Genomic DNA, 26444 nt, shown 5'->3' on the forward strand with positions numbered 1-26444 from the left:
GGATCCGTTTCCCGGCGGGAAACGGCTCTGACCCCGTGCATGATGGGGTCAGAGCCCTCTCCGTTGGAGAGGGATCCGACCCCGGATCCGAAGCAGGGTTATTGGCGGCGTACCGATTGCACGACCGACAGGCGGCGCAGGCGGCGCATCACTTCGGCCAGGTGGTTGCGGTCGCGCACCTGGATGTTGAACGCCAGCACGGCGGCGTTGAAGTCGCGGTCCAGGTAGTCCACGCGCTCGATGTTGGAATGGCTCTGTGCGATGGCGGCGGCCAGCTGCGCCAGCACGCCGGTGCCGTTCTCCACTTCCACCACCAGCGAGGTGTCGTAGTCGCCGGAGACGGTGGTGTCCCAGCCGATCGGCACCCAGCGCTCGGGCGACTTGCGCAGCTCGGCCAGGTTCGGGCAGTCCATGCGGTGCACCACGATGCCCTTGCCGGCGGTGTGGTAGCCCATGATCTCGTCGCCGGGTATCGGCTGGCAGCAGCCGGCGAAGGTCACCACGCCACGCTCGCTGCCGTTGATCAGGATTTTCTCCTGCGAGTGGTGGCGCGAATGCGGGCCGCCACGCAGTTCGGCGTAGGCCATCAGCGCCTGCGCGGCCTGGGTCGGCATCCAGTTGCCCAGTGCGACCTCGGCCAGCAGCGCTTCCAGGCGCGGGAAGCGGTGTTCGGCCAGGAACGCATCTAGGCGGCCTTTCGGCAGGCGCTCCAGCGACGAATCCATCGCTTCCAGCGCGCGGTCGAGCATGCGGTGGCCGAGCTGCACGGCGTCTTCGTGCTCCAGCTGCTTGAGCTGATGGCGGATGGCGGTGCGCGCCTTGCTGGTGACCACGAATTCCAGCCACTGCGGTTTCGGCGTGGCCGAGCGCGCGGTGATGATCTCCACCGACTGGCCCGACACCAGCTTGGTGCGCAGCGGCACCAGTTTCTTGTCCACGCGCGAAGCCACCGCCATGTTGCCCACGTCGGTATGCACGGCGTAGGCGAAATCGAGCGCGGTGGAGTTGCGCGGCAGGGCCAGGATCTTGCCCTTCGGGGTGAACAGGTAGACCTCGTCAGGGAACAGGTCGACCTTGACGTTGTCGAGGAATTCCAGCGAGGAACCGGCGGCGCGCTGCGAGTCGATCAGCTCGACGATCCAGGCATGGGCACGGCTCTGTGCGCTGTTGGGCGAATCGCCGCCGAACTTGTAGGTCCAGTGCGCGGCCACGCCGCGTTCGGCGATCAGGTCCATTTCCTCGGTACGGATCTGCACTTCGATCGGCGAGCCATACGGCCCGAACAGCACCGTGTGCAGCGACTGGTAACCGTTGGCCTTGGGAATGGCGATGAAATCGCGGAAGCGCCCATCCAGCGGCTTGAAGGTGGCGTGCACCGAACCCAGCGCGTGGTAGCAGCTGGGCACGCTGCGCACGACCAGGCGGAAGCCGAACACATCCATCACCTGGTCGAAGGATTTGTTCTCGTCGCGCATCTTGTTGTAGATGCTCCACGGGGTCTTGATGCGGCTGATCAGCCGATGCTCGATGCCCTCCTTGGCCAGGCGCTGCGACAGCTGCACTTCCACCTGCGCCATCGCTTCGCGGCGCACCACCGGCTGGCTGCGGATGTGTTTTTCGATGATGGCGTGGCGCCATGGGTAGAGCGCCTTGAACCCCAGGTTCTGCAGCTCGCTCTTGACCAGGCTCATGCCCAGGCGCTGGGCGATGGGCGCGTAGATCTCCAGCGTCTCGCGGGCGATGCGGCCACGCGCTTCGCGGCTCTGCGCGCCCAGCGTGCGCATGTTGTGCAGGCGGTCGGCCAGCTTGATCATGATCACGCGCAGGTCGCGCGACATCGCCAGCAGCATCTTGCGGAAGCTCTCGGCGGCCGCCTCCTGGCGGTCACGGAACTTCAGCTTGTCCAGCTTGGTGACACCGTCGACCAGTTCGGCCACGGCTTCGCCGAACTCGGCGGCCAGCGCTTCGCGGGTCAGCGGGGTGTCTTCGATGGTGTCGTGCAGGATCGCGGCGATCAGCGCTTCCACGTCCAGGCCGAGTTCGGCCAGCACCTGGGCCACGGCCACCGGATGGGTGATATAGGGCTCGCCCGACTTGCGCGTCTGCCCAGCGTGCGCGGAGGCCCCGACTTCCCAGGCACGGCGCAACAGCGGCAGCTGTTCCGGCGGCAGGTAATGGGCGGCGCGTTCAAGCTGGAGGACGTAGTCGGGTACGGCGGCAGTGGGGGCTGCGGCGACCTTGGCAGTGGGGCCTGGGTTCATGCCCGAAGCCTATTCCAGCGCGACGTTTACGGCAAATCCTGAATGCGAAACAGCCCGCACGGGGCGGGCTGTTCGGTGTATCCAACGATTACGTTGATCGATGCGATCAATCGTCGTTCTTGGACATGTCTTCGTCGGCCACCACTTCGGCGGCAGCCCACTCCAGCGCTTCGCGCTCGGCGCGCTCACGCTCGGCCTTTTCGACTTCGTCGATCAGGGCGTTGTCGATCTTGCGGGCGGCGATTTCGCGCAGCGCCAGCACGGTCGGCTTGTCCTCGGTCTCGCTGTTGTCCAGCGTGGCCTGCACGCCGTTGGCGAGCTGACGGGCACGCTTGGAAGCCATCATGACCAGTTCGAAACGGTTGTTAACGACTTCCAGGCAATCTTCTACGGTGATGCGGGCCATACGGGCTCCCGGCGACCGGTCGGCCGCTCAGTCGAATGAGGGAAAGGGGACGGAGTGTACTGGCAGGGGCTGGACAAAATCAAGCCAACCCCTACCCGATTCTTTTGGAATCAGTCAGTTGCACCCGGATCGGGGGTCAGCAGCGCCTGGATCAGGCCGGCGTGGCGGACCTTCTGGGCCTCCCGGCGCAGGCGGCTGGCAGTGAAGATGGCGCACAGCTCGTCCACGGCAGTGTCGAACACCTCGTTGACGATGACGTAGTCGAACTCGTTGAAGTGCAGCATTTCATCACGGGCCGCGCCCAGGCGCTGGGCGATGACCGCCTCGCTGTCCTGGCCGCGCTTGCGCATGCGGTCCTGCAAGGCCTGCTTGGACGGCGGCAGGATGAACACGGTGACCGTGCCGGGCACCAGCTGGCGCACCTGCTGCGCGCCCTGCCAGTCGATCTCCAGCAGCACATCCTGGCCGGCGGCCAGCTGCGGCTCCACCGACTGCCGGGCCGTGCCCTTCCAGTCGCCGTGCACCCAGGCGTGCTCGAAGAAGTCGCCGGCGGCGATCATCTGCTCGAACTTCTCGGCACTGACGAAGTGGTAATGCTGGCCGTTCACCTCACCGGGGCGCACCGCGCGCGAGGTGAAGGAGATCGACAGGGCGATCTGCGGGTCACGGGCCAGCGTGGCATTGACGATGCTGCTCTTGCCGGCGCCGGACGGGGCGGCCACGATGTACAGCGTGCCGCGCGCAACGGCGTCCGACGGCTTCGACGGGGCGCTCATGCGCGGAACCCAATTGGTTGATTTCGCAAAATTTTTCCTCGGTGTTCCAGATCCGGCGCGGAGGATCGCGCCAGGACGGCGGGGGCTGCGCGGAACATCCTGGAACCAGGCCCGGCAGACGCTTCCCCAGGGGGCGGGCACGCAACTTTACCAGAGCAGGCCCTTTCCGGGCCCGTCCGGCAGGCGCCGCGCCTTGTGCCACATGGGCATCCGGGGGCCTGTGCTATAACCGGCCCGTACCCAACGACAGCCCGGAGGCCTGCGCCTCCCCGCCATCCCAGGAGAACGGCATGCCATCGATGAGCCGCCGCCAGTTCCTGAAAGTGACCGGGACAACCCTGGTCGGCTCCAGCCTGGCACTGATGGGCTTCGCGCCCGGCATCGCGCTCGCGGAGGTCAGGCAATACAAGCTGACCCGCGCGACCGAGACCCGCAACACCTGTACCTACTGTTCGGTGGCCTGCGGCATCCTGATGTACAGCCTCGGCGATGGCGCCAAGAACGCCGAGCCGAGCATTTTCCACATCGAGGGCGACCCGGACCATCCGGTCAACCGCGGCACGCTGTGCCCGAAGGGTGCCGGCCTGGCCGACATCATCCACAGCAAGTCGCGCCTGCTCTACCCCGAGTACCGCGCGCCGGGCTCGAACGAGTGGAAGCGGCTGAGCTGGGACGATGCGCTGGACCGCATCGCGCGGCTGATGAAGGAAGACCGCGATGCCAACTTCGTGCAGAAGAACGAAGCCGGGCAGACGGTCAACCGCTGGCTGACCACTGGCATGCTGGCGGCCTCGGCCACCAGCAATGAGACCGCGGTGCTGACCCACAAGGTCGTCCGCTCCCTCGGCATGCTGGCATTCGACAACCAGGCACGTGTCTGACACGGCCCGACGGTGGCAGGTCTTGCCCCGACGCTAGGCCGTGGTGCGATGACGAATCACTGGGTCGACATCAAGAATGCCGACCTGATCCTGATCATGGGTGGCAACGCCGCCGAGGCGCATCCGTGCGGGTTCAAATGGGTGACCGAGGCCAAGGCCCACAACAAGGCCCGGCTGATCGTGGTCGATCCGCGCTTCAACCGCTCGGCCGCGGTTGCCGATGTGTACGCGCCGATCCGCACCGGTACCGACATCGTGTTCCTGGGCGGCCTGATCAACTACCTGCTGACCGAGGACCGCATCCAGCACGAGTACGTGCTGAACTACACCGACATGTCGTTCCTGGTGAAGGACGAGTTCGCCTTCAAGGACGGCCTGTATTCGGGCTACAACGAAGAAAAGCGCAGCTACGACCGTTCCAGCTGGGACTATGCCTACGGTGACGATGGATTCGTGCGCAGCGACCCGACGCTGAAGGATCCGCGCTGCGTCTACAACCTGCTGAAACAACACTACGCGCGTTACACCGTGGAGATGGTCGAGCGCATCTGCGGCACGCCGGCCGACAGCATCCGCCAGGTGTGGGACATGATCGCGTCCACCGCCGGCAAGGACAAGGCGATGACCATCCTGTACGCGCTGGGCTGGACGCAGCACTCGATCGGCGCACAGAACGTGCGTGCCGGCACCATGGTGCAGCTGCTGCTGGGCAACATCGGCGTGGCCGGTGGCGGCATGAACGCGCTGCGCGGGCACTCCAACATCCAGGGCCTGACCGACATCGGCCTGATGTCCGACCTGCTGCCCGGCTACCTGACGCTGCCAAAACAGGATGAGCAGGACTACAACGCCTACATCGCCAAGCGCACGCAGAAGCCCCTGCGCGCCAACCAGATGTCGTTCTGGCAGAACTACCCGAAGTTCCACGTCAGCTTGATGAAATCGTGGTGGGGCGATGCCGCCACCGCCGACAACAACTGGTGCTTCGATTACCTGCCCAAGCTCGACAAGCCGTACGACATGCTGCAGGCGTACGAGCTGATGAACGAGGGCAAGATCCACGGCTACATCTGCCAGGGCTTCAATCCTCTGGCCTCGGCGCCGAACAAGGGCAAGCTGATCAGTGCGTTCTCCAAGCTGAAGTTCATGGTCAGCATGGATCCGCTGGAAACCGAGACCATCGCCTTCTGGCAGAACCACGGCGCACTGAACGACGTCGACCCGAGCACGATCCAGACCGAAGTGTTCCGCCTGCCCACCACTTCCTTCGCCGAGGAGAACGGCGCGGTGGTGAATTCCTCGCGCTGGCTGCAGTGGCACTGGAAGGGGGCCAACCCGCCGGGCGAAGCGCGCAGCGACATCGAGATCATGTCCGAGCTGTTCCATCGCATCAAGGCGATGTACGAGAAGGATGGCGGTGCGTGGTGGGAGCCGGTACGCGACCTGGCCTGGAAGTATTCCAACCCGGAGCTGCCGACGCCGGAAGAACTGGCGATGGAATACAACGGCAAGGCGCTGGCCGACGTGTTCGATCCGAAGGACCCGACCAAGCTGGTGCGCAAGGCCGGCGAGCAGCTGGCCGCGTTCGGCGAGCTGCGCGACGATGGCAGCACGTCCTCCGGCTGCTGGATCTACATCGGCGCCTGGGGCCCGACCGGCAACATGATGGCGCGGCGTGACAACAGTGACCCGACAGGCATCGGCAACACGCTGGGCTGGGCCTGGGCGTGGCCGGCCAACCGCCGCGTGATGTACAACCGCGCCTCGTGCGACGTGGCAGGCCAACCGTTCGATCCACGCCGCACGCTGCTGGCCTGGAACGGCAAGAACTGGGGCAACGTGGACGTGCCGGACTTCAAGGCCGATGAAGATCCTGCCGGCGGGATGGGCCCGTTCATCATGAACCCGGAAGGCATCGCCCGCTTCTTCGCCAAGGCCGGCATGGCCGAAGGCCCGTTCCCGGAGCACTACGAACCGTTCGATACCCCGCTGCGCAGCAATCCGCTCAGCCCCGGCCAGGCCCTGACGCTGAACAACCCCGCGGCACGCGTGTTCGCCAGCGACCGTGCACAGATCGGTTCGCCGGACGAGTTCCCGCATGTGGCCACCACCTACCGCCTGACCGAGCATTTCCACTTCTGGACCAAGCACGGCAAGCTCAACGCCATCATCCAGCCCGAGCAGTTCGTCGAGATCGGTGCGGCATTGGCCGACGAGCTGGGCATCACCAACGGCAGCCGCGTGCGCGTGAGTTCCAAGCGTGGCCATATCGAAGCCGTTGCGATGGTGACCAAGCGGATCAAGGCCCTGCAGATCGAAGGAAAGACCGTGCACCAGGTGGGCGTGCCGATCCACTGGGGCTTCCTCGGTGCGGCCAAGCCCGGATATATCGCCAATACGCTGACCAATGCCATCGGTGACGGCAACTCGCAGACGCCCGAGTCGAAGTGCATCCTGGTCAAGGTCGAGAAGGTGTAGGAGACACGCCATGCCACTGCAATCGCTGGACATCATCCGCCGCTCGGCCACCACCACGCCCTCGCCGGAGGCGCGGGGCGCGCACACCGGCCAGGTCGCCAAGCTGATCGATGTGAGCAAGTGCATCGGCTGCAAGGCCTGCCAGGTCGCCTGCATGGAATGGAACGACCTGCGCGACGAAGTGGGCAGCTGCGTTGGCAGCTATGACAACCCGCCCGACCTGAGCGAACAGTCGTGGACGGTGATGAAGTTCCGCGAGTACGAGGACGAGAAGGGCAAGCTGGAGTGGCTGATCCGGAAGGAGGGCTGCATGCACTGCAGCGACCCGGGCTGCCTGAAGGCCTGCCCGTCGCCCGGCGCGATCATCCAGTACGCCAACGGCATCGTCGACTTCCAGGAAGAGAACTGCATCGGCTGCGGCTACTGCGTGACCGGCTGCCCGTTCGACGTACCGCGCATCTCCAAGAAGGACCACAAGGCCTACAAGTGCACGCTGTGTTCGGACCGGGTGGCGGTCGGCCAGGAGCCGGCCTGTGTGAAGACCTGCCCGACCGGGGCGATCACCTTCGGCAGCAAACAGGCGATGACCGAGCACGCCGCCGGACGCGTGGAAGACCTGAAATCACGCGGCTATGAAAACGCCGGCCTGTACGACCCGCAGGGCGTCGGCGGTACCCACGTGATGTACGTGCTGCAGCATGTGGACAAGCCCGAGCTCTACGCCGACCTGCCCAAGGACCCGCGCATCAGCCCGATGGTGGAAGTCTGGAAGGGCGTAGCCAAGCCGCTGGGCGTGCTGGCGATCGCCGCCACGGCCTTTGCTGGCTTCCTGCACTACATCGGCATCGGCCGCAACACGGTCAATGACGAGGAAGAAGAACAAGCCGAGCACGAGGCGAAGAAGATCGAAGAGGAGCAGCGGCCATGAAGTACGCCCCGCACCCGCGGCAGATCATCCGTTACCGCGCGCCGACCCGCATCAACCACTGGATCGTGGCGATCTGCTTCGTGCTGACCGCGCTGTCCGGGCTGGCGTTGTTCCACCCTGCCCTGTTCCCGCTGACCCAGCTGCTCGGTGGCGGACCGTGGACGCGCATCCTGCATCCGTTCATCGGCCTGGCCATGGTGGTGGGCTTTGCGCTGCTGGCGTTGCGCATGTGGCGCGACAATCTGCCGACCGCCGACGACCGCGCGTGGATGCGGGGCATGCGCGATGTACTGCGCAACGAGGATGAAAAGCTGCCGCCGGTCGGTCGCTTCAATGCCGGCCAGAAGCTGCTGTTCTGGGCCATCATCGGCTGCCTGTCGGCACTGTTGCTGACCGGCTTCGTGATCTGGCGGCAGTACTTCAGCCACTTCTTCCCGATCGGGGTGATCCGCTTCTCGGTGCTCGCCCATGCGTTGTTCGGCTGGGTGCTGATCTGCGCGATCGTGGTGCACATCTATGCGGCGATCTGGATCAAGGGGTCGGTGCGGGCGATGACCCAAGGCAAGGTGACCTATGGGTGGGCGTACAAGCACCACCGGCAGTGGTTCCGGGACATCCTGCGCGGGCGGCGGGAACAAGGGTAGCTGCAGGGCCTGCGGCCCTGCACCTGCTTCAAGCCAAGGCAACAGCAACAGCGGCTATCCGTGGGATGGCGGGGTGGATCCGGTTGCGGGAGACGCTGCAAGTACCCCTCCGGGGCCCGGCCCAGCCGCTGGCGGCTGTGCGTTCGGGCGCTTGCGAAGCAGTGCTTCGCAAGCAAAGCGCCCTCACCCATGTAAGCTCGGTCGCCGCATCCATGCGGCTCACGCTCCCGCAACCGGACCCACCCCGCCTCCGACAGTTGGCCGCGATCTGTCGGTGGGTGCCGACCGTTGGTCGGCACTGATCGAATCCCGACCAACGCTCGGGATCCACTTTCAACCAACCGATGGGGTCAGAACCGTTTTCCTGTGGAAAACGGTTCTGACCCCAACCTTTCAAATGGCCGGCAACACGCTGGACGCCAGCGCCGACAACAGCGAGGATGGAGCCTGGTTCTTCTGGCTGGCCCTGCATGGCGCAACGCATCCTTGAACCCGGTGAGATCGAGACGCTCGCCTCGCGCGATGTGCCGCGCATCATCCTGCCTGATACCGGGTCACTGTTCGCTACGCGCGCGGCACGCCTGCGCAGCCTGGCCGCGCACAGTGCCATCGGTGGCTACCTGCAGCTGCTGGCGGCGCTGGCCGATGCGCAGCAGGCGCTGCTGGATGAGTTGACGCCGCAGCAACGCGAGGGGCTTCAGGCACAGGCGCGCGCGCAGCAGTCGAGCGCGGCGGCTAGCGCCGGCATGCCGTTGCGGCCGGCCAACACACTGCAACTGGATGGGCGCTGGCGCGACTGGCTGCGTACGCTGTGCCGGCACTGTGCCGACGAAACCGGGCTGCCTGTGGAAACCCGGCAGGAACTACAGCGCGTCGCCGCCGCTGATGATGCGTGGCTGGATGCACAGGCGCATGCGGTGCTGGAACGCGATGACGCGCCCTCGGTCGACGCCGTCGCTGCGCTGCTGGTGATGAACGCGCTGCAGGTGTACTGGGCGGTGCTCGCCGCCAGCTTCCATCCGACCGACCTGAAGCCGCTGGCCGATGCGCCAGGGTTGTGCCCGCTCTGTGGCACGCTGCCGGTGGCCAGCGTGGTGCAGGCGCGCCCGCCCTACGCCGCCTATCGCTACCTGTCGTGCTCGCTGTGTGCCTGCCAGTGGCATTACGTGCGCGTGCAGTGCAGCCAGTGCGGCGCCGCCGGCAAGGACATTGCCTATCGCGCTTTGGCCGAGGTGGACGGTGACAGCGGCGAGGCGGTGCGCGAGAGTGCGGTGCGCGCCGAGACCTGCGACCACTGCCACAGCTATCGCAAGATCCTGTACCTGGAGAAAGATCCGTCACTGGAGCCGGTGGCCGATGACCTCGGCACGCTGGCGCTGGACCTGCTGCTGGCCGAGGAAGGCTATGCGCGCGCCAGCCAGAACCCGCTGCTGTGGCAATCCGACGGCGACTGACCTATGCCACGCACGCACGCCACGCCGGCATCGGCCGCCGCCCTGCCTTCGCTGGACCGGCTGCTGCGCCTGCCTGCGTTGTCGGCCATGATCGAACGCCACGGCCGCAGCCGCATCACCCAACTGCTGCGCGCGCACCTGCAGGAACTACGCGACCGTATCAGCGCCGCGCAGCTCTCGGCCGAACGCCTCGAACAGGCCATCAACGGCCCGTCGCTGGTCGCGGCGCTCGGCGCCGCACTGGCGGCCGACGCACGCCTGGAGCTGCAGCCGATGTTCAACCTGACCGGCACCGTGCTGCACACCAACCTGGGCCGCGCGCTGTTGCCCGATGCCGCCGTGCAGGCGGTCACCCGCGCAATGACAGCGCCGGTCGATCTGGAATTCGACATCATCCACGGCCGCCGCGGCGACCGCGATGCACGGGTGCAGGCGCTGGTCTGCGAACTGACCGGCGCCGAAGCCGCCACCGTGGTCAACAACAATGCGGCGGCGGTCCTGCTGCTGCTCAACAGCCTGGCCAACCGCCGCGAGGTGGTGATGTCGCGCGGCGAACTGGTGGAGATCGGCGGTGCCTTCCGCATTCCCGATGTGATGCGCAGCGCCGGCGCGCGACTGCTGGAAGTGGGCACCACCAACCGTACCCACCCGGCCGACTTCGCCCATGCCATCGGCGCACGTACCGCGTTGCTGATGGAAGTGCATGCCAGCAACTACGCGATCACCGGCTTCACTGCCAAGGTCGACACTGCGGCGATGGCTGCGATCGCGCACGAGCACGGCCTGCCGCTGGTGGTGGACCTGGGCAGTGGCAGCCTGTGTGACCTGGCGGCCTTCGGCCTGCCGCACGAGCCGACCGTGCAGGAAACACTGGCGGCCGGTGCCGACCTGGTCTCATTCAGTGGCGACAAGCTGCTGGGCGGGCCACAGGCCGGCATCATCGCCGGCCGCGCCGACCTGATCGCACGGATCAACCGCAACCCGCTCAAGCGGGCGCTGCGCATGGACAAGATGGGCCTGGCCGCGCTGGAAGCCGTGCTGGCCCTGTACCGCGAACCGGAACGGCTGGCACTGCGGCTGCCGACCCTGCGCAGCCTTTCGCGCCTGCGGGATGACATCGACGAGCAGGCACACCGCCTGCTGCAGCCGATGCGCGCGTCGCTGGCCGCCGGCTACGCGCTTGAACGGGCCTCGATGTACAGCCAGATCGGCAGCGGCGCGCAGCCACAGGCGCAGCTGGCAAGCGCCGGACTGCGCGTTACCAGCGCGCGCCGCGGCGGGCTGGATCGCTTGGCCAAGCGCTTGCGCCAGCTGCCGCGGCCGGTGCTGGGCCGCATTGCCGATGACGCGCTGTGGCTGGACCTGCGCTGCCTGGAACCCACCGACGAAGCCGCCTTCCTCGCGCAATGGAGCACGCTGCAGGCATGATCGTCGGCACCGCCGGGCATATCGACCATGGCAAGACCAGCCTGGTGCGCGCACTGACCGGCATCGAAACCGATCGCCTGCAGGAAGAACGCACGCGCGGTATCTCCATCGAGCTGGGCTATGCCTATGTCCCGGTGGAAAGCACAGGCGGCGGGAGTGCCGAAGCGACGCTGGGCTTCGTCGATGCGCCGGGCCATGAACGCTTCGTGCACACGATGGTGGCCGGCGCCACCGGCATCGATGTCGCCCTGCTGGTGATCGCCGCCGACGACGGTGTAATGCCGCAGACCCGCGAGCACCTGGCAATCCTGCAACTGCTGGGCGTGGACCGCGGCGCGGTAGCCCTGACCAAGATCGACCGTGTGGATGCGGCGCGCCTGGCCCGGGTCGAGATCGAGATCGCCGCGCTGTTGGCCGGAACGCCGCTGCAGGATTCCCCCGTATTCGCCTGCAACAGCACCGCACCAGACGATTCTGGCATCAACGCGCTGCGTACCCAGCTGCACGCGTGGGCGTCGGACAACGCCAACACGCGCCAGGCCGAACTGCGCAGCGAGCTGTTCCGCATGCCGGTGGACCGCGTGTTCTCGCTGGCCGGCCACGGCACGCTGGTGACCGGCGCAGTGCACGGCGGCATCGCTGCCATGGGTGAGCATCTGCAGCTGATGCCGGCCGCCACTGACGTGCGCGTACGCAGCATCCACGCGCAGAACCAAGCCAGCGAACACGCCATGGCCGGGCAGCGCTGTGCGTTGAACCTGGCTGCCATCGCCCGCGACGACATCCACCGTGGCGACTGGATCGCCGACCCGCGCGCCCTGCTGGCGACCCGTCGCGTCGACGTACGCCTGCGGCTTTCCGCACTGGCAACACCGTTGCGCGACTGGGCGCCGCTGCACATCCACTGGGGCACGATGCACCGGCAGGCCCATGTGGTGCTGCTGGAGGACGTCGATCACGGCGACGGACAGTTGGTGCAACTGGTGTTCGATGCACCGGTCTGCGCGATGTGCGGTGATCGCTTCATCGCCCGTGATTCAGCGGCCATCCGCACGCTGGGTGGTGGCATCGTGCTCGATCCGGACCCGCCACAGCGGCGCCGGCGCAGCCAGGCACGGCTCGCCTGGCTGGGCGCACTGGAGCAGCTGGCCACAGGTGCGGGAATCGGCCCGCTGTTGCAGCAGGCTTCCTTCGGCATAGCCATGGCCGCCCTGCAACGCTACTGCCGGCGCGCGGCCGACCGGATCGAACTTCCCGCGGGCACGCGGCGCATCGTCACCCGCGAAGACACGGTGGTCATCCTTGCCTCGCACTGGCAGGCGCTTCGCGAACAGGTGATCACGTCGCTGCGCAGCTGGCACGAGCGACGTCCGGACGAGCCCGGTGTTGATAGCGGGCGCCTGCAGCGCAGTACGCTGCCCGCGCTTGCAGCGAGCCTGTGGAATGCCCTGCTGCAGGGCCTGCTGGACGACGGCAGCGTGCAGCGCGTGGGCGCCTGGTGGCGCCTGCCCGGCCATGACCATGCGCCACCGGAACGCGAACGACTTCTGCTCGAACGCGTGCTGCCGCAGCTGCACGCCGGTCGCTTCGATCCACCGTGGGTGCGCACGCTGGCCACCGACGTTGGTCTGGCCGAAGACGAGGTCCGCGCCGTCCTGCGCCGCGCTACCGCGCGTGGCGAACTGTTCCAGGTAGTGCCGGACCTGTTCTATGCACCGGCCCGCATTGCCGAGCTGGCCGCGATCGTCGCGCAGCTGTCGCAGGCCACCGGCACGGTGGATGCGGCCACCTTCCGCGATGCCATCGGCCTGGGCCGCAAGCGCAGCATCCAGATCTTGGAGTTCTTCAACCGCGTTGGCTACACTCGACGCGTCGGTGACCAGCATCGGCCGCGCGGCGACCTGCAGTGGAACGCAGCCCGCGACTGAGCCCACCGGTGCCGCCGTACTTTCGGAAGGCATGCGCATCCGGGCATGCGGCTGGGCTTCAAACCCAGTAGGGGGCGTCGATCGTTCCCTGGTAGGTTCGACTCCTGCTGCCTTCCGCCATTGGTGTTTCCGCAGGAGATGTCGGCATGGCCACGCACGCGCAGTCCCCCGCCCCTTCAACGGCCGATGCCCCGCAACGACTGACTTCGCTGGCACACGGCGGCGGGTGCGGCTGCAAGATCGCGCCGGGCGTGCTGTCCGAACTGCTGCGTGGCGTGCCAGCGCTTCCGGCACCGGCCGAACTGCTGGTCGGCCGCGAGACCAGCGACGACGCCGCGGTGTACCGCCTCGATGACCGCCAGGCAATCGTCGCCACCACCGATTTCTTCATGCCGATTGTCGACGACCCGTTCGACTTCGGCCGCATCGCCGCCACCAACGCGCTGTCGGACCTGTACGCGATGGGGGCACGACCATTGTTCGCGCTGGCCATCGTCGGCATGCCGATCAACACGCTGCCGCAGGAGACCATCCGCAGCATCCTGCAGGGCGGCGAGCGTGCCTGCGCCGATGCCGGCATCGTGGTCGCTGGAGGCCACAGCATCGATTCGGTGGAACCCATCTATGGCCTGGCCGCGATCGGCGTGCTCGACCCGCAGCGGCTCAGGCGCAATGCCGATGCCCGCGCCGGCGATGTGCTGGTGCTGGGCAAGCCGTTGGGCGTGGGCGTGTATTCGTCGGCGCTGAAGAAAGAAGTGCTGGACGCCGACGGCTACCAGCAGATGATCGCGTCGACCACCCGCCTGAACACCGTGGGCGTGGCCCTGGCCGCGCTGGACGGTGTGCACGCGATGACCGATGTCACCGGTTTCGGCCTGCTCGGCCACCTGCTGGAAGTGTGTCGCGCCAGTGGTGTCGCTGCGGAGGTGGACAGCGCACAGGTGCCGCTGCTGCCTCAGGCCCTGGAGCTGCTGCAGCGCGGCTGCTTGACCGGCGCGTCCAACCGCAACTGGGCCTCGTATGGTGCGGAGGTGCGTTTCGCCGATGGGTTGCCGGCACACTGGCAGCCGCTGCTGACCGACCCACAGACCAGCGGTGGGCTGCTGGTGTCCTGCGCCCCGGAAGCGGTGGATGCGGTGCTGGCCTGCTTCCACGACGCAGGGTTCGGCCAGGCAGCCGTCGTGGGGCGATTGAGCGCGGGCCTGCCGGGTGTCAGCGTCCGCTGAGACGCTGTAATGAGAAGGGCGCCCGAAGGCGCCCCTGCTGTAATGCTGGATGCAACATCACTCGATGTTCTGCACCTGTTCGCGGATCTGGTCGATCAGCACCTTCAGCTCCACCGCGGCATTGGACGTACGGCTGTCCACCGACTTCGAGCCCAGCGTATTGGCTTCGCGGTTGAACTCCTGCAGCAGGAAGTCCAGGCGGCGGCCGACCGGCTCGCGCTGCCTGAGCACGCGGCGGATCTCGACAATGTGGCTGCCGAGGCGATCCAGCTCCTCATCCACGTCCAGCTTCTGCAGCCACAGCACCAGTTCCTGCTCGGCGCGGCCGGGGTCGACCGGGTGCGGCAGGTCGGCCAGGCGTGCAGCCAGCTTGGCGCGCTGGCCGTCGCGAATGGCCGGAATCAAGGTGCGCACTTCGGTGGCGATGCGTTCGATGCCGTCCACGCGCTCACTGATGGCCGCCGACAACTTGCCGCCTTCGCGTTCACGCGCCTCGACGAAGCCGTCCAGCACCTGGTCCAGCAGGGCCAGTGCCTCGGCCTGCAGGGCCGCGGCATCGGTGGCCTCGCCACGGGTCACGCCGGGCAGCTGCAGCAGCTCGGTGAAGCTGACCTGCAGGTTGGGGAAATCGGAGGTCAACCGGTGCGCCAGGCGGCCGAGCTGGCCCAGCAGGGCCTCGTCCACCTGCAGGTTGGCCGCTGCTTCCGGCGCACGCAGGCGCATCACCAGATCCAGCTTGCCGCGGCTCAGGCGCGCGGCGATGCGCTCGCGCAGCTGCGGTTCCAGCGCCCGCAGTTCCTCGGGCAGGCGGGTGCCGACCTCCAGGAAGCGGTGGTTGACCGAGCGCAGCTCGCAGCCCAGCGTGCCCCACGGGGTGACCCGCTCGCCGCCGGCATAGGCGGTCATGCTTCGAATCATGGAATGTGTCCGGTGCGTGCAAAGGGGGAATGGTACCCTAGCGCCCTCACCAGAGCCCCCTTGCCCGCCCCGTGAAGGCCGCGGGCGTGGCGGCGTACTCCCTCGCCATTACGGAACCCGCACCATGTCCGATTCCCGCCCCAGCGGCCGCCAGCCCGACCAGCTCCGCCCGGTCGTCATCCAACGCGGCTTCACCCGCCACGCCGAAGGGTCGGTGCTGGTGTGCTTCGGTGAAACCCGCGTGCTGTGCACCGCCAGCGTCGAGAACCGCGTGCCGGGCTTCCTGCGCGGCAAGGGCGAAGGCTGGGTCACCGCCGAGTACGGCATGTTGCCGCGCGCCACCCATACCCGCAGTGATCGCGAAGCGGCCCGCGGCAAGCAGGGCGGCCGCACGCTGGAGATCCAGCGCCTGATCGGCCGCAGCCTGCGCGCGTGCGTGGACCGCAACGCGCTGGGCGAGCGCACCATCACCCTGGACTGCGACGTGCTGCAGGCCGACGGTGGCACCCGCACCGCCGCCATCACCGGCGCCTACGTGGCCCTGGTCGATGCGGTGAACGTGCTGATGAAGCGTGGCGACATCAAGCGCAACCCGATCCTGGGCGCGGTGGCCGCGGTGTCGGTGGGCGTGTACCGCGGCACCCCGGTGCTGGACCTGGACTACGCCGAAGACAGCGACTGCGACACCGACATGAACGTGGTGATGAACGACGGTGGTGGCTTCATCGAACTGCAGGGCACCGCCGAAGGCCACGCCTTCCGTCGCGATGAACTGGACGCGCTGCTGGGCCTGGCCGAAAAGGGCGTGGCCGAGCTGCTGGCCGCGCAGCAGGCGGCGCTGTCGGCATGAACCGGCGCCTTGCCCTGACCACCCTGGTGGTGGCCGACTATGACGAAGCCATTGCCTGGTACACCGGCAAGCTCGGCTTCGCACTGCTGGAGGACATCGACCAGGGCCACAAGCGCTGGGTGGTGGTCGGCCCGACCGACGGCAGCGCCGCCGCCCTGCTGCTGGCCCGTGCCAGCGACGAGGCGCAGCGCAGCCGCATCGGCAACCAGACCGGTGGCCGCGTCGCCTTCTTCCTCAACACCGACGACTTCTACCGCGACCACGCGGCGATGCTGGCCGCCGGCGTCGAGTTCCTGGAAGCGCCGCGCGAAGAACCCTATGCAACGGTTGCGGTGTTCCGCGATCTGTATGGCAACACCTGGGACCTGCTGGAGCCCCGTCAATGAAGAAACTGGTACTGGCCAGCCACAACGCCGGCAAGCTGGTGGAGATGCAGGAGATCCTCGCCGACCTGCCGCTGCAGATCACCTCGGCCGCCGAACTGGGCCTGGGCGACGTGGAAGAGACCGGCCTGACCTTCGTCGAGAATGCGCTGCTGAAGGCACGCGCGGCCTGCGAAGCGACCGGCCTGCCGGCACTGGCCGATGATTCGGGCCTGATCGTCGACGCACTCGGCGGCGCGCCCGGCCTGTACAGCGCGCGCTATGCCGGCCACCCGACCAACGCCGCGGCCAACAACGCCAAGCTGCTGGACGCGATGGCCGACATTCCCGACGGCCAGCGCAGCGCCCGCTTCTATGCGGTGATCGTGCTGCTGCGCCACGCCACCGACCCGCAGCCGTTGATCTGCGAAGGCCGCTGGGAAGGACAGATCATCCGCGAGCTGCGTGGCACGAATGGTTTTGGCTACAACCCGGTATTCCTGGACACCACCCACGGCCTGACCGCCGCGGAAATGGAGCCGGCACTGAAGAATGCCATCAGCCACCGTGCCATTGCCCTGCACCAGCTCAAGCAGCAGCTGGCGACGCTGTACTGACGCCACCCGATCGAACCAGGGAAGCCGGCCAGTGGCCGGCACTACCGAACAAGCCCATGCCGCACGACCACGACCACTGCAACCACCTGCCGGGCGAAGCCTGCTCCGCTGACCACGACAGCCCGCCGCGACTGGTGCCACCACCGCTGTCGCTGTACGTGCACCTGCCGTGGTGCGTGCGCAAATGCCCCTACTGCGATTTCAATTCGCACCAGGCCAAGGGCGAGCTGCCGTTCGACGCCTACATCGACGCGCTGCTGCGTGACCTGGACCAGGACCTGCCGCTGGTCTGGGGCCGGGTGGTGCACAGCGTGTTCTTCGGCGGCGGCACCCCCAGCCTGTTCCCGCCGGAAGCGATCGACCGTTTCCTGCAGCAGGCCAGCGCACGCCTGCGCTTCGCGCCCAATGCCGAAATCACCCTGGAAACCAACCCGGGCACCGCCGAACATGGCCGCTTCGACCGCTACCGCGCGGCCGGGGTGAATCGCCTCAGTTTCGGCATCCAGAGTTTCGACGATGCCATGCTCAAGCGTCTGGGCCGCATCCACGACAGTGGCGAAGCCGAGCGCGCGGTGAAGATGGCGCAGGACGCGGGCTACGACAACTTCAACATCGACCTGATGTACGCGCTGCCGGAACAGACCCTGGCCGGTGCCGAGGCCGATCTGGAACGCGCATTTGCACTGCAACCGGCCCATATCTCGCACTACCAGCTGACCCTGGAACCGAACACGGTGTTCTTCGCGCGGCCGCCGCAGGGCATTCCCGATGAAGACAACGCCTGGGACATGCAGGAGCACTGCCAGACGCTGCTGGCGCAGGCCGGTTTCAACCAGTACGAAGTCAGCGCCTACGCACGCCCTGGCCGCCAGAGTGCGCACAACCTGAACTACTGGCGTTTCGGTGACTACCTGGGCATCGGTGCTGGCGCGCACGGCAAGATCAGCTCGGGTGCCGAAGAACACGTGCTGCGCCGCTGGAAGCTGAAGCACCCGCAGGCCTACCTGGACAGCGCGGGCACCCCGGCCTCGTTCGGTGGTGACGACGTGATCGCGCCGGAGCGGCTGCCGTTCGAGTACATGCTCAACCTGCTGCGCCTGCACGAAGGTTTCGGCCTGCGCGATTTCGAGTCGCGTACCGGGCTGCCACGCAGCGTGCTGGACGCACCGCTGGCCGAGGCCGTCCAGCGCGGCTGGCTGGATGTGGCGGACGGCCACGTACAGCCAACCGAGCTGGGCCGCCGATTCACCAATGATGTGGTGAGCCTGTTCCTGGAGGAATAGACCTTGCGCCGTAGCGGGTAGTGCCGGCCGCTGGCCGGCACTCCGGTGGAGACAGCGCTGCCGGCCAGCGACCGGCACCACCGTTCATCCGTCGTCCCTCCCCAGCGGACGTGAGACACGTTCACCCTAAAGTAGCGCCGACTGCGGCCGACACGGTAGATTCACAAGATCGATCCGCGGGAATCCGGGTACCGCTCGCCGATGTCAGCTGTCTTTTCCATTACCTCTGCCGACAAAGCCCGCCTGGCCGCCAGCGACCTGCCACCGCGGGTGCGTGAGCTGCTGGGCGCGTTGATCGGCCTGTGCCGGCAGACGCTGGCCGCGCCGCTGATCCTGACCGTCGAAGCGTTGGAGCAGACGCTGCTGCACGACGCGGATCGCGCGCGCAATCCGCAGCTGCAGGCGGAGCTGATGGCCCAGCGCGGCCAGTTGCATGCCTTTTCCGGTCATTTCGCTGACCGCATGCTTGATGCCGTGGCCGATGCGCTGATACGGCTGCGCGAACCCACGGCCCACTTCAGCCCCGGTTCCACGCCGCCGCCGCAGCCCGGCATGCTCGGGCTGTCGCTGGTCGATGAACATGAAGTGGACCGCGACCTGCTGCTGACCGAGATGGTGCGGAGGGAGACGCTGCGTTCGACCAACACGCTGAACCTGCTGGGCCAACGCCTGGGCGTACTGGCGGCGGCACCGGCCTTCGAGGCCGACACCCTGCCGCTGGCACCACAGGCACTGTGCGCCATGCTGCGCCGGATTGCCGAACAGGATTCGCTCACTGTCGACGTTCAGCTGGCGCTGTACCGCAGCTTCGAACGCCAGGTGCTGGAACGCCTGGGCGACATCCTCGACCGTGCCAATGCCCTGTTGGCCCAGCATGGCGTGCTGCCCGGCCTGGTCTACACCCCCTATCTGGCGCGTTCATCGAGCACCCGGCGGATCATCACCCAGTCGGTGGGCGGTGGTCGCGCCACGCAGCCGGCAAAGCGTGCCGCCGCGCCACTGACCGGCTGGAACGGATCGGCACCGGCCGGCTCCTGGTCGAGCCTGGTGCAGGACGCTTTCCAGGATGACAGCACGGCCGGCGCGGCCTTGCCGGGCTTGACCACCTCCACGGGCAGCGCGCTGCATGCGCTGCTGCAGCAGGCACGCCATGCCAGCGCAGCACCTGCGGATCGCGATGCAGTGCCGAGCGCGGCCGTGGATGCGGTCCTCGCACGCTTGCAGGCGCAGTCCAGCGCCGCCACCGGCGTAGCCGACCTGCAGGCAGCCGTGGTGGCGCAACTGCGCAGCGAGCATGGCACGCAGGCCCAGCTGGGCAGCCACGACCGCGACAGCCTCGACCTGCTGCGCATGCTGATGCAGCAGGTGCAGCAGCAGCAGCGTCCGGACCCGGTGCCGGCCGCCCTGCTGGCGCGCCTGCAGGTGCCGCTGGCACGTGCGGCAATGGCCGACCCCGGCTTCTTCGTGCGCGACGAGCACCCCGCGCGCGAACTGCTCAACCAGATTGCCGAAGTCGGCGCCAACTGGCTGGCCGACGATGATGTCGACCCGCAGTTGCTGCAGCGCATGGCGCAGAGCGTGCAGGGCCTGCTGGGCCAGGATGCGCGGGCGCCGGAGGCCTTCGCCAGCGCGAACGAGGACGTGCAGCAGCATCAGCGTGCCGCAGCGCATCGCGCCGAGCTGGCCGAGCGCCGCCATGTGGAAGCTGCACGCGGCAAGGAGCGGCTGGAACTCGCGCGGCGACAGGCCAGTGCACAGATCGACCAGTGCTGCGACGCGCAGGAGCCGCCCCGCTTCGTGCAGACCCTGCTGCGTCAGGCCTGGGCCGATGCCCTCACCCTGACCCGCCTGCGCCACGGCGACGATTCACCGCAGTGGCAGGAACGCCTGCAGCAGACCCAACGCATCGCCGCCATCACCGCGCAACCCGTTGATGCACCCGGCGGCACCGATGCAACGCTTGCTGCCGAGGTCGAGGCCGCCCTGCTGCAGGTCGGCTACCACGCCGAGGAAGCCGCCGCCGTCGCACGCAGGCTGGCCACGCCTGGCGGCGAGGACGAGAGCACCTCGCGTACCGAACTGAGTGCCCGCCTGAAGGCGCGCGCGCGCCTGGGCGAGCACGCCGGTACGGCCGCCGGCACGACGCCCGCCACACCGCGCAGCAGTGCCGAGGAAGCCGCTTACCAGCAGCTGTCCTCCCTGCCCTTCGGCAGCTGGTTCGACATCGATACCGGCGATGGCACACTGCGCCGCCAGCGCCTGTCCTGGTACAGCCTGCTGACCGGCCACGCCCTGCTGGTCAATCCGCGCGGGCAGAAGATCGCCGATACCGACCTGGATACGCTGGCCCGGCAGATCAGTGCCGGCCAGGCGCAGCTGGTCACTGAGGACAAGGCCCGGCTGGTTGACCGTGCCTGGGAGGCCAGCCTTGGCGCATTGCGTGCACTGGCGGCCGGCCATACGCAGGAGACTTCCGCATGATCACCCAACCGCCGCAGGATACCCGCCGCGCGCCGCGCCGCCAGGTCTCGGACCTGGTACCGGTCACCGACCAGATGCGCGAAAGCGTGGTGGGCCGGCTCGGCAATATCTCCGAAACCGGCATGCTGATGCTGGCCAGCGCACCGTTGCGCGAGGATGCGCTGTACCAGTTGCGCTTCCCCTTGCCGCTGGGCGATGGCCGCCACCAGGACATCGACGTGGGCGTGCACCTGCTGTGGAGCGAACCCGCACACGCCCCCGGACAGAACTGGACCGGCTTCCGCTTCCTCACCCTGTCGCGCGAGCATCGGCAGCTGCTGCGCCAGTGGGTGGGCGAAGACAGCGACGAGGGGCCGGTTTCGACGGCCTGAGTGCCGGTTCCAGCACAGCGGTTTTTCCCGCTATGCGGCAGAATCTAGGGCCGTTTTCCGTGTCGAGCCACCGCAATGATCCAGCAAGACCCCGGCGCCCTGTATCCCGACCACCTGGCCGTGCTGTGCCGACGTGCCGAACAGGCGCTGGCCCGCGGCGGCTTCGACCACCTGGTGGTGCCCAGCGGCACTCTGCACTACCAGGTGTTCGATGATCGCGACTACCCGTACGCGGTCAATCCGCAGTTCAAGGCCTGGCTGCCGCTGACCCGCGTGCCCAACAGCTGGATCGTGTTCAGCCCCGGCAAGCGCCCGGCGGTGATCTTCCACCAGCCCTTCGACTACTGGCACGTGGTGCCGGATGCCCCCAGCGGCTGGTGGGTGGATCACTTCGACATCCACATCATCCGCAAGCCGGAAGACGCGCTGGCGCTGCTGCCGGCCGATCCATCGCGCTGCGCGATCCTCGGCGAGCCGCAGAGCGCGCTGGGCAACTACGTACCGAACAACCCGGCGCCGGTGGTGAACTACCTGGAATGGCACCGCGGCAGCAAGACACCGTATGAGATCGCACTGATGCGCCAGGCCCAGGTGCTGGGCGTGCGCGGCCACCGCGCTGCGGAGGCCGCATTCCGCAATGGCGCCGACGAGTTCAGCATCCACATGGCGTACTGCCAGGCAGTCGGCCAGGATGCCAATGAGCTGCCGTACGGCAACATCGTGGCGCTGAATGAACATGCCGCTGTGCTGCATTACACCGAGCTGGGCCGCAAGGCACCGCAGCCGCTGCGCAGCTTCCTGATCGATGCCGGCGCCAGTGCCCACGGCTACGCCAGCGACATCACCCGTACCTACGCCGCGCAGGGCCACGACGAGTTTGCGGCGATGATCGCCGCCGTCGACGCCGCCCAGCAGCGGATGTGCGCAGCGGTGCGCCCGGGCTTCGACTACAAGCAGCTGCACGTGGACGCACATCTTTCGCTGATGGGCGTACTGAAGGACTTCGGCGTGATCAAGGTCTCGCCGCAGACCGCGCTGGAGACCGGCGTCAGCGCCGCGTTCTTCCCGCATGGTATCGGCCACCTGATCGGCCTGCAGGTGCACGACGTGGCCGGTTTCGCGGCCAGCGACGAGGGCGGCCGCATCGAGCGCCCGGCGGGCCACCCGTACCTGCGCCTGACCCGCGTGCTGGAACCGGGCATGGTGGTGACCATCGAACCGGGCCTGTACTTCATCGACATGCTGTTGAACGAAGTGAAGGACGCCGGCCACGGCGATGCGATCAACTGGGACCGCGTGGACTTCTTCCGTCCGTATGGCGGCATCCGCATCGAAGACGAAGTGCTGTGCACTGATGGCGAGGCGGACAACCTGACGCGGCCGGCGTTTGCGGCGGCCAACGGCTGAGCCCCTCGTGGTGTGACGCTCAGGTAGAGTCGACTGTTAGTTGTGTAAACCCACCACGTTGTTCAGCGGGATTCTGGAAATAGGCGGCTGGCTGCCGGTAACCACCATTTTCCAAAGATGCCCCGGATGAACAACCTACCGAGAGATCACAGTTAGTCGACTGGCATCATGCGTGATGCGCGCTTGGCGGGGCGGGTAGGCCATGCAGGGGACGCTGCAAGTACGTCCCTGTAAGCTCGATGGCGCCATCCATGGCGCCAACGCCCCTGCATGGCCTACCCGCCCCACCTTTGACAGTTTCCTGCGCGCGTCCAACCACGGAAAAGAAAAAAGAAAAGCAGAAGCGGGTCGCTCGCTGCGCTCGCTCTGTGTCGACCAAGGTCGACACCCACCAACAGCCACGCGCGCCAACAACCGCAATTGCCAGTAGATTCACGCCATGCGTGGATGATTCATTCGATGTCAGACAGATGTGCCGACCAACGGTCGGCACCCACCGACAGCGCACGGGATCTGTCAGAGGCGGGGCGGTGTGGGTGGGCAGGACCGTTGGCGCCATGGATGGCGCCATCGAGCCCCCATGGGTGAGGGCGCTTTGCTTGCGAAGCACTGCTTCGCAAGCGCCCGAACGCCCAGCCGCCAGCGGCTGGGCCGGACCGCGGAGCGGGGTTTACGGCGTGTCCTGACCACCCACACCACCCCGCCATCCCACGCAATGCCGCTCTTGCTTCGGCCGTTGCCGTTGCTTCGGCTTGCAGCGGGTGCAGGGCCGCAAGCCCTGCAGAAAAACACCCTACCCCGCCATCACCGCTTCGATCTCATCGGCGCTGCGCGCCAGGCCTTCGGTCAGCACGCGATGACCGTCATCGGTGATCAGCACATCGTCTTCAGTGCGGATGCCGATACCGCGCCAACGCGGTTCCACCGTCGTGTCGTCCACGCCGATGTACAGCCCCGGCTCGATGGTGAACGCCATGCCAGACTCCAGAAGGCGTGAATCACCGGCGAGGCGGTAATCGCCTACATCGTGCACGTCCAATCCGATCCAGTGGCCGGTCTTGTGCCGGTAGAAGCGCTGGTACAGGCCTTCGGACAGATTCTTTTCCAGCGTGCCCTTCAGCAGGCCCAGCCGCAGCAGGCCCTCGGTCAAGGTCTGCACTGCGGCCAGATGGCCGGCCTCGTAGGGCACGCCCGGCTTGGCCTGGGCCAGCGCCGCCGCCTGCGCTTCACCGACCAGGTCGTGCAGCGCGCGCTGCTCGGCACTGAAGCGGCCGTTCACCGGGAAGGTGCGGGTGATGTCGCTGGCGTAGCCGCGGTACTCGGCACCTGCATCGATCAGCACCAACTCGCCATCGCGCGACCGCGCGTTGTTGTCGCGGTAATGCAGGATGCAGCCGTTGCGGCCGGCACCGACGATGCTGCAATACGCAGGCACCGCATCGCTGGCGCGGAACACGCGTTCCAGCTCGGCCTGCAGCTCGTACTCGTGGATGCCGGCCCTGGCGGCCTTCATCGCCGCCAGATGCGCACGCACGCTGATCTGTGCGGCGTGGTGCATCAGTGCCACTTCGGCGCCGGATTTGAACAGGCGCTGCTCGTGCAGCAGGTGGCCCAGCTCCAGGAACTCATGTGGCGGCTGCGCACCGTGGCGTACCTGCGAACGCACGCGGTTGACCCAGCCGATCAGCTTCAGATCGAAGTCGGCGTCGCGGCCGAAGTGGTAGTAGACGCGCGAGCGCCCTTCCAACAGGCCCGGCAGGATGTCGTCCAGATCATCGATCGGGTAGGCATCGTCCATGCCGTACTGCGCTACCGCGCCTTCCTGGCCGGCGCGACTGCCGTCCCATGCCTCGCGCTCGGCATCGCGCTCGCGGCAGAACAGGATGGCCTCACCGTGGCGGCGGCCCGGAATCAGCACCAGCACCGCTTCCGGTTCCGGGAAGCCGGTCAGGTACTGGAAATCCGAATCCTGGCGGAACGGATAATGGGTATCGAGGCTGCGCACCTTCTCGGCTGCGGCCGGCAGTACCAGGATCGCATCCTCGCCAGCCATGTCCATCAGCTGGCGGCGGCGACGCTTGTATTCGCCGGCCGCGATGCCGGTGCGCTGCTTGATATCCATCAGTTCAGGCGCTGCCGATGGCGCGCGGCCAGCACCACGTCGCCGTGCAGCAGCAGCACCGCCACGCGGATGAATTCCTCGATCTCCGACAGGGCTTCGTCGTCGTCATCGCCGCCGGCCTCGAAATCCTCACTGGACGCACGCGCCAGGCTGGCCATGTCGGTCAGCGCTTCTTCGCCCTCTTCGGACAGGGCCGGGCGGCGGCCGCCGCTGCCCAGGCCGAAGCCGCCCAGGAACGAGCGGGTCCAGCTGAACATGGCATCGGCCTGCGCGGACACGTCGTCGCTGTCGGCGAGCAGCAGTTCGAAGGCGAAGTCGCGGTCTTCCAGCTGCTTGATGGTGGCCTGCAGCAGCTGCCCCAGCACGCTGTCGGCGGCCACCGGTGGCAGGGTGTCGTCGGCCAGCACGCGCGCCGGCCAATCGTTGCCGGGGGCGCCGCCGGCGGCCAGCCAGCCGCACAGCGCTCCGTGCAGCTCGGCAGCGGTAGCGCCCAGGCCCAGCGCCTGGCTGGCGCGGGTAACGTCGTCGACGGAGGGAAGTTCGGTCATCGTGCGGCTCGTTCGGAATAAGGAAACCCGGGGTGCGCACGCGCGCGCCCGTGAGACCCTGTAGTGTAGCAACCCTGCGTCATCCTCTCGTGGCCGTCCGGCCTTGCTGCGACAGCGCTTGACCGCCCTCACCCGGCTTGCCTATCGTGCCCGCATGGAACCCGCCGATCCCCTTGCCCAGCTGCAGGACTTTGCCGCCCGCGTGGACGCGTTGCTTGAACGCAACCAGCGCCTGGCCGAGGAGAACCGCAGCCTGCGCCACCAGCAGGAACAGCTGGTGGCCGAGCGCTCGACGCTGCTGGCCAAGAACGAACAGGCGCGCTCGCGGGTGGAAGCGATGATCAGCCGGCTCAAATCCCTGGAGCAGCACACATGAGCGCCGAACCGGTCAGTGTCCGCATCCTCGATCGTGAATACACCGTAGGCGTCGGCGGCGACGAACGCGACAGCCTGATGGCTGCTGCGCGCCTGCTCGATGCGCGCATGCGCGAGATCCGCGGCAGCAACCGCATGGCCGCCGTCGACCGCGTCGCCGTGCTGGCCGCGCTGAACCTGGCCCACGAACTGCAGCTGCTGCGCGACGAGAACGCCCGCCAGGCCGTGGCGCTGCAGCAGACGCTGGCCGACCTGAACCGGCGCCTGGACCGCGCCATCGACGGCACCCCATAGAAAAAGGGGACGGAGGGAATTAAGGCGCATTCGCCCCTTCCGTGCTGGAAACGCCTTAATTCCCTCCGTCCCCTTTTCGCTTGTCTGAATTGGCACGGACTGTTGCCGACGAACGGCCTATCCAGATCCTGCGTGCTGGCTATAATGGCCACGCGTTCTCTGCGGTACTCGACAGCATGTGCAAACATTCGCCTTGTCCCTTAAGAACGACACCGGGAGCGCGACAGCGCCGGGAGTGCAGGTCCGCCTTGTAGCGGGAAGCCCGATGGTTCTCCAGCGTTCCCACTTGAGCCCCCGGGTTCAAGGTCGTTTCGCATGCATCGACATTGCGGAGAATGCAATATTCCAGCAAGGGCGGCGTCTTCGGGCGTCGCCCTTGTTCTTTCCGGCACAATGACGGCTGATC

Annotated in this window: 23 protein-coding genes, 1 tRNA gene and 1 other RNA gene; 19 read left to right on the forward strand and 6 right to left on the reverse strand. The window is 67.3% G+C overall.

Annotated elements, in window-relative coordinates; all coding sequences use genetic code 11:
• Positions 1 to 98 precede the first annotated feature (98 nt).
• From PEM_RS13860 to gmk, 3 genes are all read right to left on the reverse strand, one after another.
• Positions 99 to 2261, reverse strand: coding sequence for a bifunctional (p)ppGpp synthetase/guanosine-3',5'-bis(diphosphate) 3'-pyrophosphohydrolase (locus tag PEM_RS13860; RefSeq protein ID WP_005418955.1), 2163 nt, complete (start codon positions 2259 to 2261; stop codon positions 99 to 101).
• 106 nt (positions 2262 to 2367) lie between these two features.
• The gene (rpoZ, locus tag PEM_RS13865) at positions 2368 to 2667 is read right to left on the reverse strand and encodes a DNA-directed RNA polymerase subunit omega (RefSeq protein ID WP_005410877.1); all 300 of its coding nucleotides are present in this window, start codon (positions 2665 to 2667) and stop codon (positions 2368 to 2370) included.
• A 110-nt stretch (positions 2668 to 2777) separates the two neighbouring features.
• The gene (gene gmk, locus PEM_RS13870) at positions 2778 to 3443 is read right to left on the reverse strand and encodes a guanylate kinase (protein WP_119706114.1); all 666 of its coding nucleotides are present in this window, start codon (positions 3441 to 3443) and stop codon (positions 2778 to 2780) included.
• A 290-nt stretch (positions 3444 to 3733) separates the two neighbouring features.
• Here gmk and fdnG point away from each other — a divergent pair, with 290 nt between their 5' ends.
• From fdnG to selD, 9 genes are all read left to right on the forward strand, one after another.
• Complete coding sequence (gene fdnG / locus PEM_RS13880; protein WP_141239396.1) at positions 3734 to 6802, forward strand: formate dehydrogenase-N subunit alpha; 3069 nt, start codon at positions 3734 to 3736, stop codon at positions 6800 to 6802.
• Positions 6803 to 6812: 10 nt separating this feature from the next.
• Positions 6813 to 7730 (forward strand): formate dehydrogenase subunit beta, encoded by a 918-nt coding sequence (gene fdxH / locus PEM_RS13885; protein ID WP_053500839.1) that lies wholly within the window; start codon positions 6813 to 6815, stop codon positions 7728 to 7730.
• Positions 7727 to 8374 (forward strand): formate dehydrogenase subunit gamma, encoded by a 648-nt coding sequence (locus PEM_RS13890; protein ID WP_119706116.1) that lies wholly within the window; start codon positions 7727 to 7729, stop codon positions 8372 to 8374. Before fdxH ends, PEM_RS13890 begins: the two co-directional genes overlap by 4 nt.
• 274 nt (positions 8375 to 8648) lie before the next feature.
• On the forward strand, positions 8649 to 8864 hold the full coding sequence (locus tag PEM_RS20315) for a hypothetical protein (protein WP_146257604.1): 216 nt from the start codon (positions 8649 to 8651) through the stop codon (positions 8862 to 8864).
• Positions 8845 to 9828 (forward strand): formate dehydrogenase accessory protein FdhE, encoded by a 984-nt coding sequence (fdhE, locus tag PEM_RS13895; RefSeq protein ID WP_065179096.1) that lies wholly within the window; start codon positions 8845 to 8847, stop codon positions 9826 to 9828. The genes PEM_RS20315 and fdhE overlap by 20 nt, the downstream gene beginning before the upstream one ends.
• 3 nt (positions 9829 to 9831) lie before the next feature.
• Positions 9832 to 11256: an L-seryl-tRNA(Sec) selenium transferase gene (gene selA / locus PEM_RS13900; protein WP_111128978.1), complete on the forward strand. Its 1425-nt coding sequence runs from the start codon at positions 9832 to 9834 to the stop codon at positions 11254 to 11256.
• A complete protein-coding gene (selB, locus tag PEM_RS13905; protein ID WP_111128985.1) occupies positions 11253 to 13184 on the forward strand; it encodes a selenocysteine-specific translation elongation factor in 1932 nt (643 codons plus the stop codon). Before selA ends, selB begins: the two co-directional genes overlap by 4 nt.
• Positions 13185 to 13208: 24 nt before the next feature.
• Positions 13209 to 13304, forward strand: a tRNA-Sec gene (locus PEM_RS13910).
• 26 nt (positions 13305 to 13330) lie between these two features.
• On the forward strand, positions 13331 to 14410 hold the full coding sequence (selD, locus tag PEM_RS13915; RefSeq protein WP_111128980.1) for a selenide, water dikinase SelD: 1080 nt from the start codon (positions 13331 to 13333) through the stop codon (positions 14408 to 14410).
• A gap of 57 nt (positions 14411 to 14467) precedes the next feature.
• Here the strand turns inward: selD and PEM_RS13920 are convergent, their stop codons facing one another.
• Positions 14468 to 15328: a YicC/YloC family endoribonuclease gene (locus tag PEM_RS13920; protein WP_005418965.1), complete on the reverse strand. Its 861-nt coding sequence runs from the start codon at positions 15326 to 15328 to the stop codon at positions 14468 to 14470.
• Positions 15329 to 15452: 124 nt separating this feature from the next.
• Between PEM_RS13920 and rph the strand changes: the two genes are divergently transcribed.
• From rph to pepQ, 7 genes are all read left to right on the forward strand, one after another.
• Positions 15453 to 16178 (forward strand): ribonuclease PH, encoded by a 726-nt coding sequence (gene rph, locus PEM_RS13925; protein ID WP_049426699.1) that lies wholly within the window; start codon positions 15453 to 15455, stop codon positions 16176 to 16178.
• A complete protein-coding gene (locus PEM_RS13930; protein WP_065197150.1) occupies positions 16175 to 16564 on the forward strand; it encodes a VOC family protein in 390 nt (129 codons plus the stop codon). Before rph ends, PEM_RS13930 begins: the two co-directional genes overlap by 4 nt.
• Positions 16561 to 17157 (forward strand): RdgB/HAM1 family non-canonical purine NTP pyrophosphatase, encoded by a 597-nt coding sequence (gene rdgB, locus PEM_RS13935; protein ID WP_005418971.1) that lies wholly within the window; start codon positions 16561 to 16563, stop codon positions 17155 to 17157. The genes PEM_RS13930 and rdgB overlap by 4 nt, the downstream gene beginning before the upstream one ends.
• Positions 17158 to 17213: 56 nt before the next feature.
• Positions 17214 to 18440 carry a radical SAM family heme chaperone HemW gene (hemW, locus tag PEM_RS13940; RefSeq protein WP_111128981.1) on the forward strand — a complete coding sequence of 409 codons (1227 nt, stop codon included), beginning with the start codon at positions 17214 to 17216 and terminating at the stop codon, positions 18438 to 18440.
• 201 nt (positions 18441 to 18641) lie between these two features.
• On the forward strand, positions 18642 to 20921 hold the full coding sequence (locus tag PEM_RS13945) for a DUF1631 family protein (RefSeq protein ID WP_005418975.1): 2280 nt from the start codon (positions 18642 to 18644) through the stop codon (positions 20919 to 20921).
• Complete coding sequence (locus PEM_RS13950; protein WP_111128983.1) at positions 20918 to 21292, forward strand: PilZ domain-containing protein; 375 nt, start codon at positions 20918 to 20920, stop codon at positions 21290 to 21292. Before PEM_RS13945 ends, PEM_RS13950 begins: the two co-directional genes overlap by 4 nt.
• A 75-nt stretch (positions 21293 to 21367) precedes the next feature.
• Positions 21368 to 22699 carry a Xaa-Pro dipeptidase gene (pepQ, locus tag PEM_RS13955; RefSeq protein ID WP_065179103.1) on the forward strand — a complete coding sequence of 444 codons (1332 nt, stop codon included), beginning with the start codon at positions 21368 to 21370 and terminating at the stop codon, positions 22697 to 22699.
• A gap of 793 nt (positions 22700 to 23492) precedes the next feature.
• Here the strand turns inward: pepQ and PEM_RS13960 are convergent.
• Together PEM_RS13960 and PEM_RS13965 are read right to left on the reverse strand one after the other, a co-directional pair.
• Positions 23493 to 24815 carry an aminopeptidase P N-terminal domain-containing protein gene (locus tag PEM_RS13960; RefSeq protein ID WP_111174779.1) on the reverse strand — a complete coding sequence of 441 codons (1323 nt, stop codon included), beginning with the start codon at positions 24813 to 24815 and terminating at the stop codon, positions 23493 to 23495.
• 5 nt (positions 24816 to 24820) lie between these two features.
• Positions 24821 to 25369, reverse strand: a complete 549-nt coding sequence (locus PEM_RS13965) for a UPF0149 family protein (protein ID WP_005418994.1) — start codon at positions 25367 to 25369, stop codon at positions 24821 to 24823.
• A 154-nt stretch (positions 25370 to 25523) separates the two neighbouring features.
• On the opposite strand from PEM_RS13965, the gene PEM_RS13970 reads away from it, so the two are divergent.
• The 3 genes from PEM_RS13970 (at position 25524) to ssrS (ending at position 26377) form a co-directional block, all read left to right on the forward strand.
• Positions 25524 to 25745, forward strand: a complete 222-nt coding sequence (locus PEM_RS13970) for a TIGR02449 family protein (protein WP_005418996.1) — start codon at positions 25524 to 25526, stop codon at positions 25743 to 25745.
• Positions 25742 to 26038 carry a cell division protein ZapA gene (locus PEM_RS13975; RefSeq protein ID WP_005410899.1) on the forward strand — a complete coding sequence of 99 codons (297 nt, stop codon included), beginning with the start codon at positions 25742 to 25744 and terminating at the stop codon, positions 26036 to 26038. The genes PEM_RS13970 and PEM_RS13975 overlap by 4 nt, the downstream gene beginning before the upstream one ends.
• Before the next feature lie 153 nt (positions 26039 to 26191).
• Positions 26192 to 26377, forward strand: a non-coding RNA gene (gene ssrS / locus PEM_RS13980) — 6S RNA.
• The last annotated feature ends 67 nt before the right edge of the window (positions 26378 to 26444 follow it).

This window comes from Stenotrophomonas sp. Pemsol (assembly GCF_003586545.1).
GTDB classification, from domain to species: domain Bacteria; phylum Pseudomonadota; class Gammaproteobacteria; order Xanthomonadales; family Xanthomonadaceae; genus Stenotrophomonas; species Stenotrophomonas sepilia.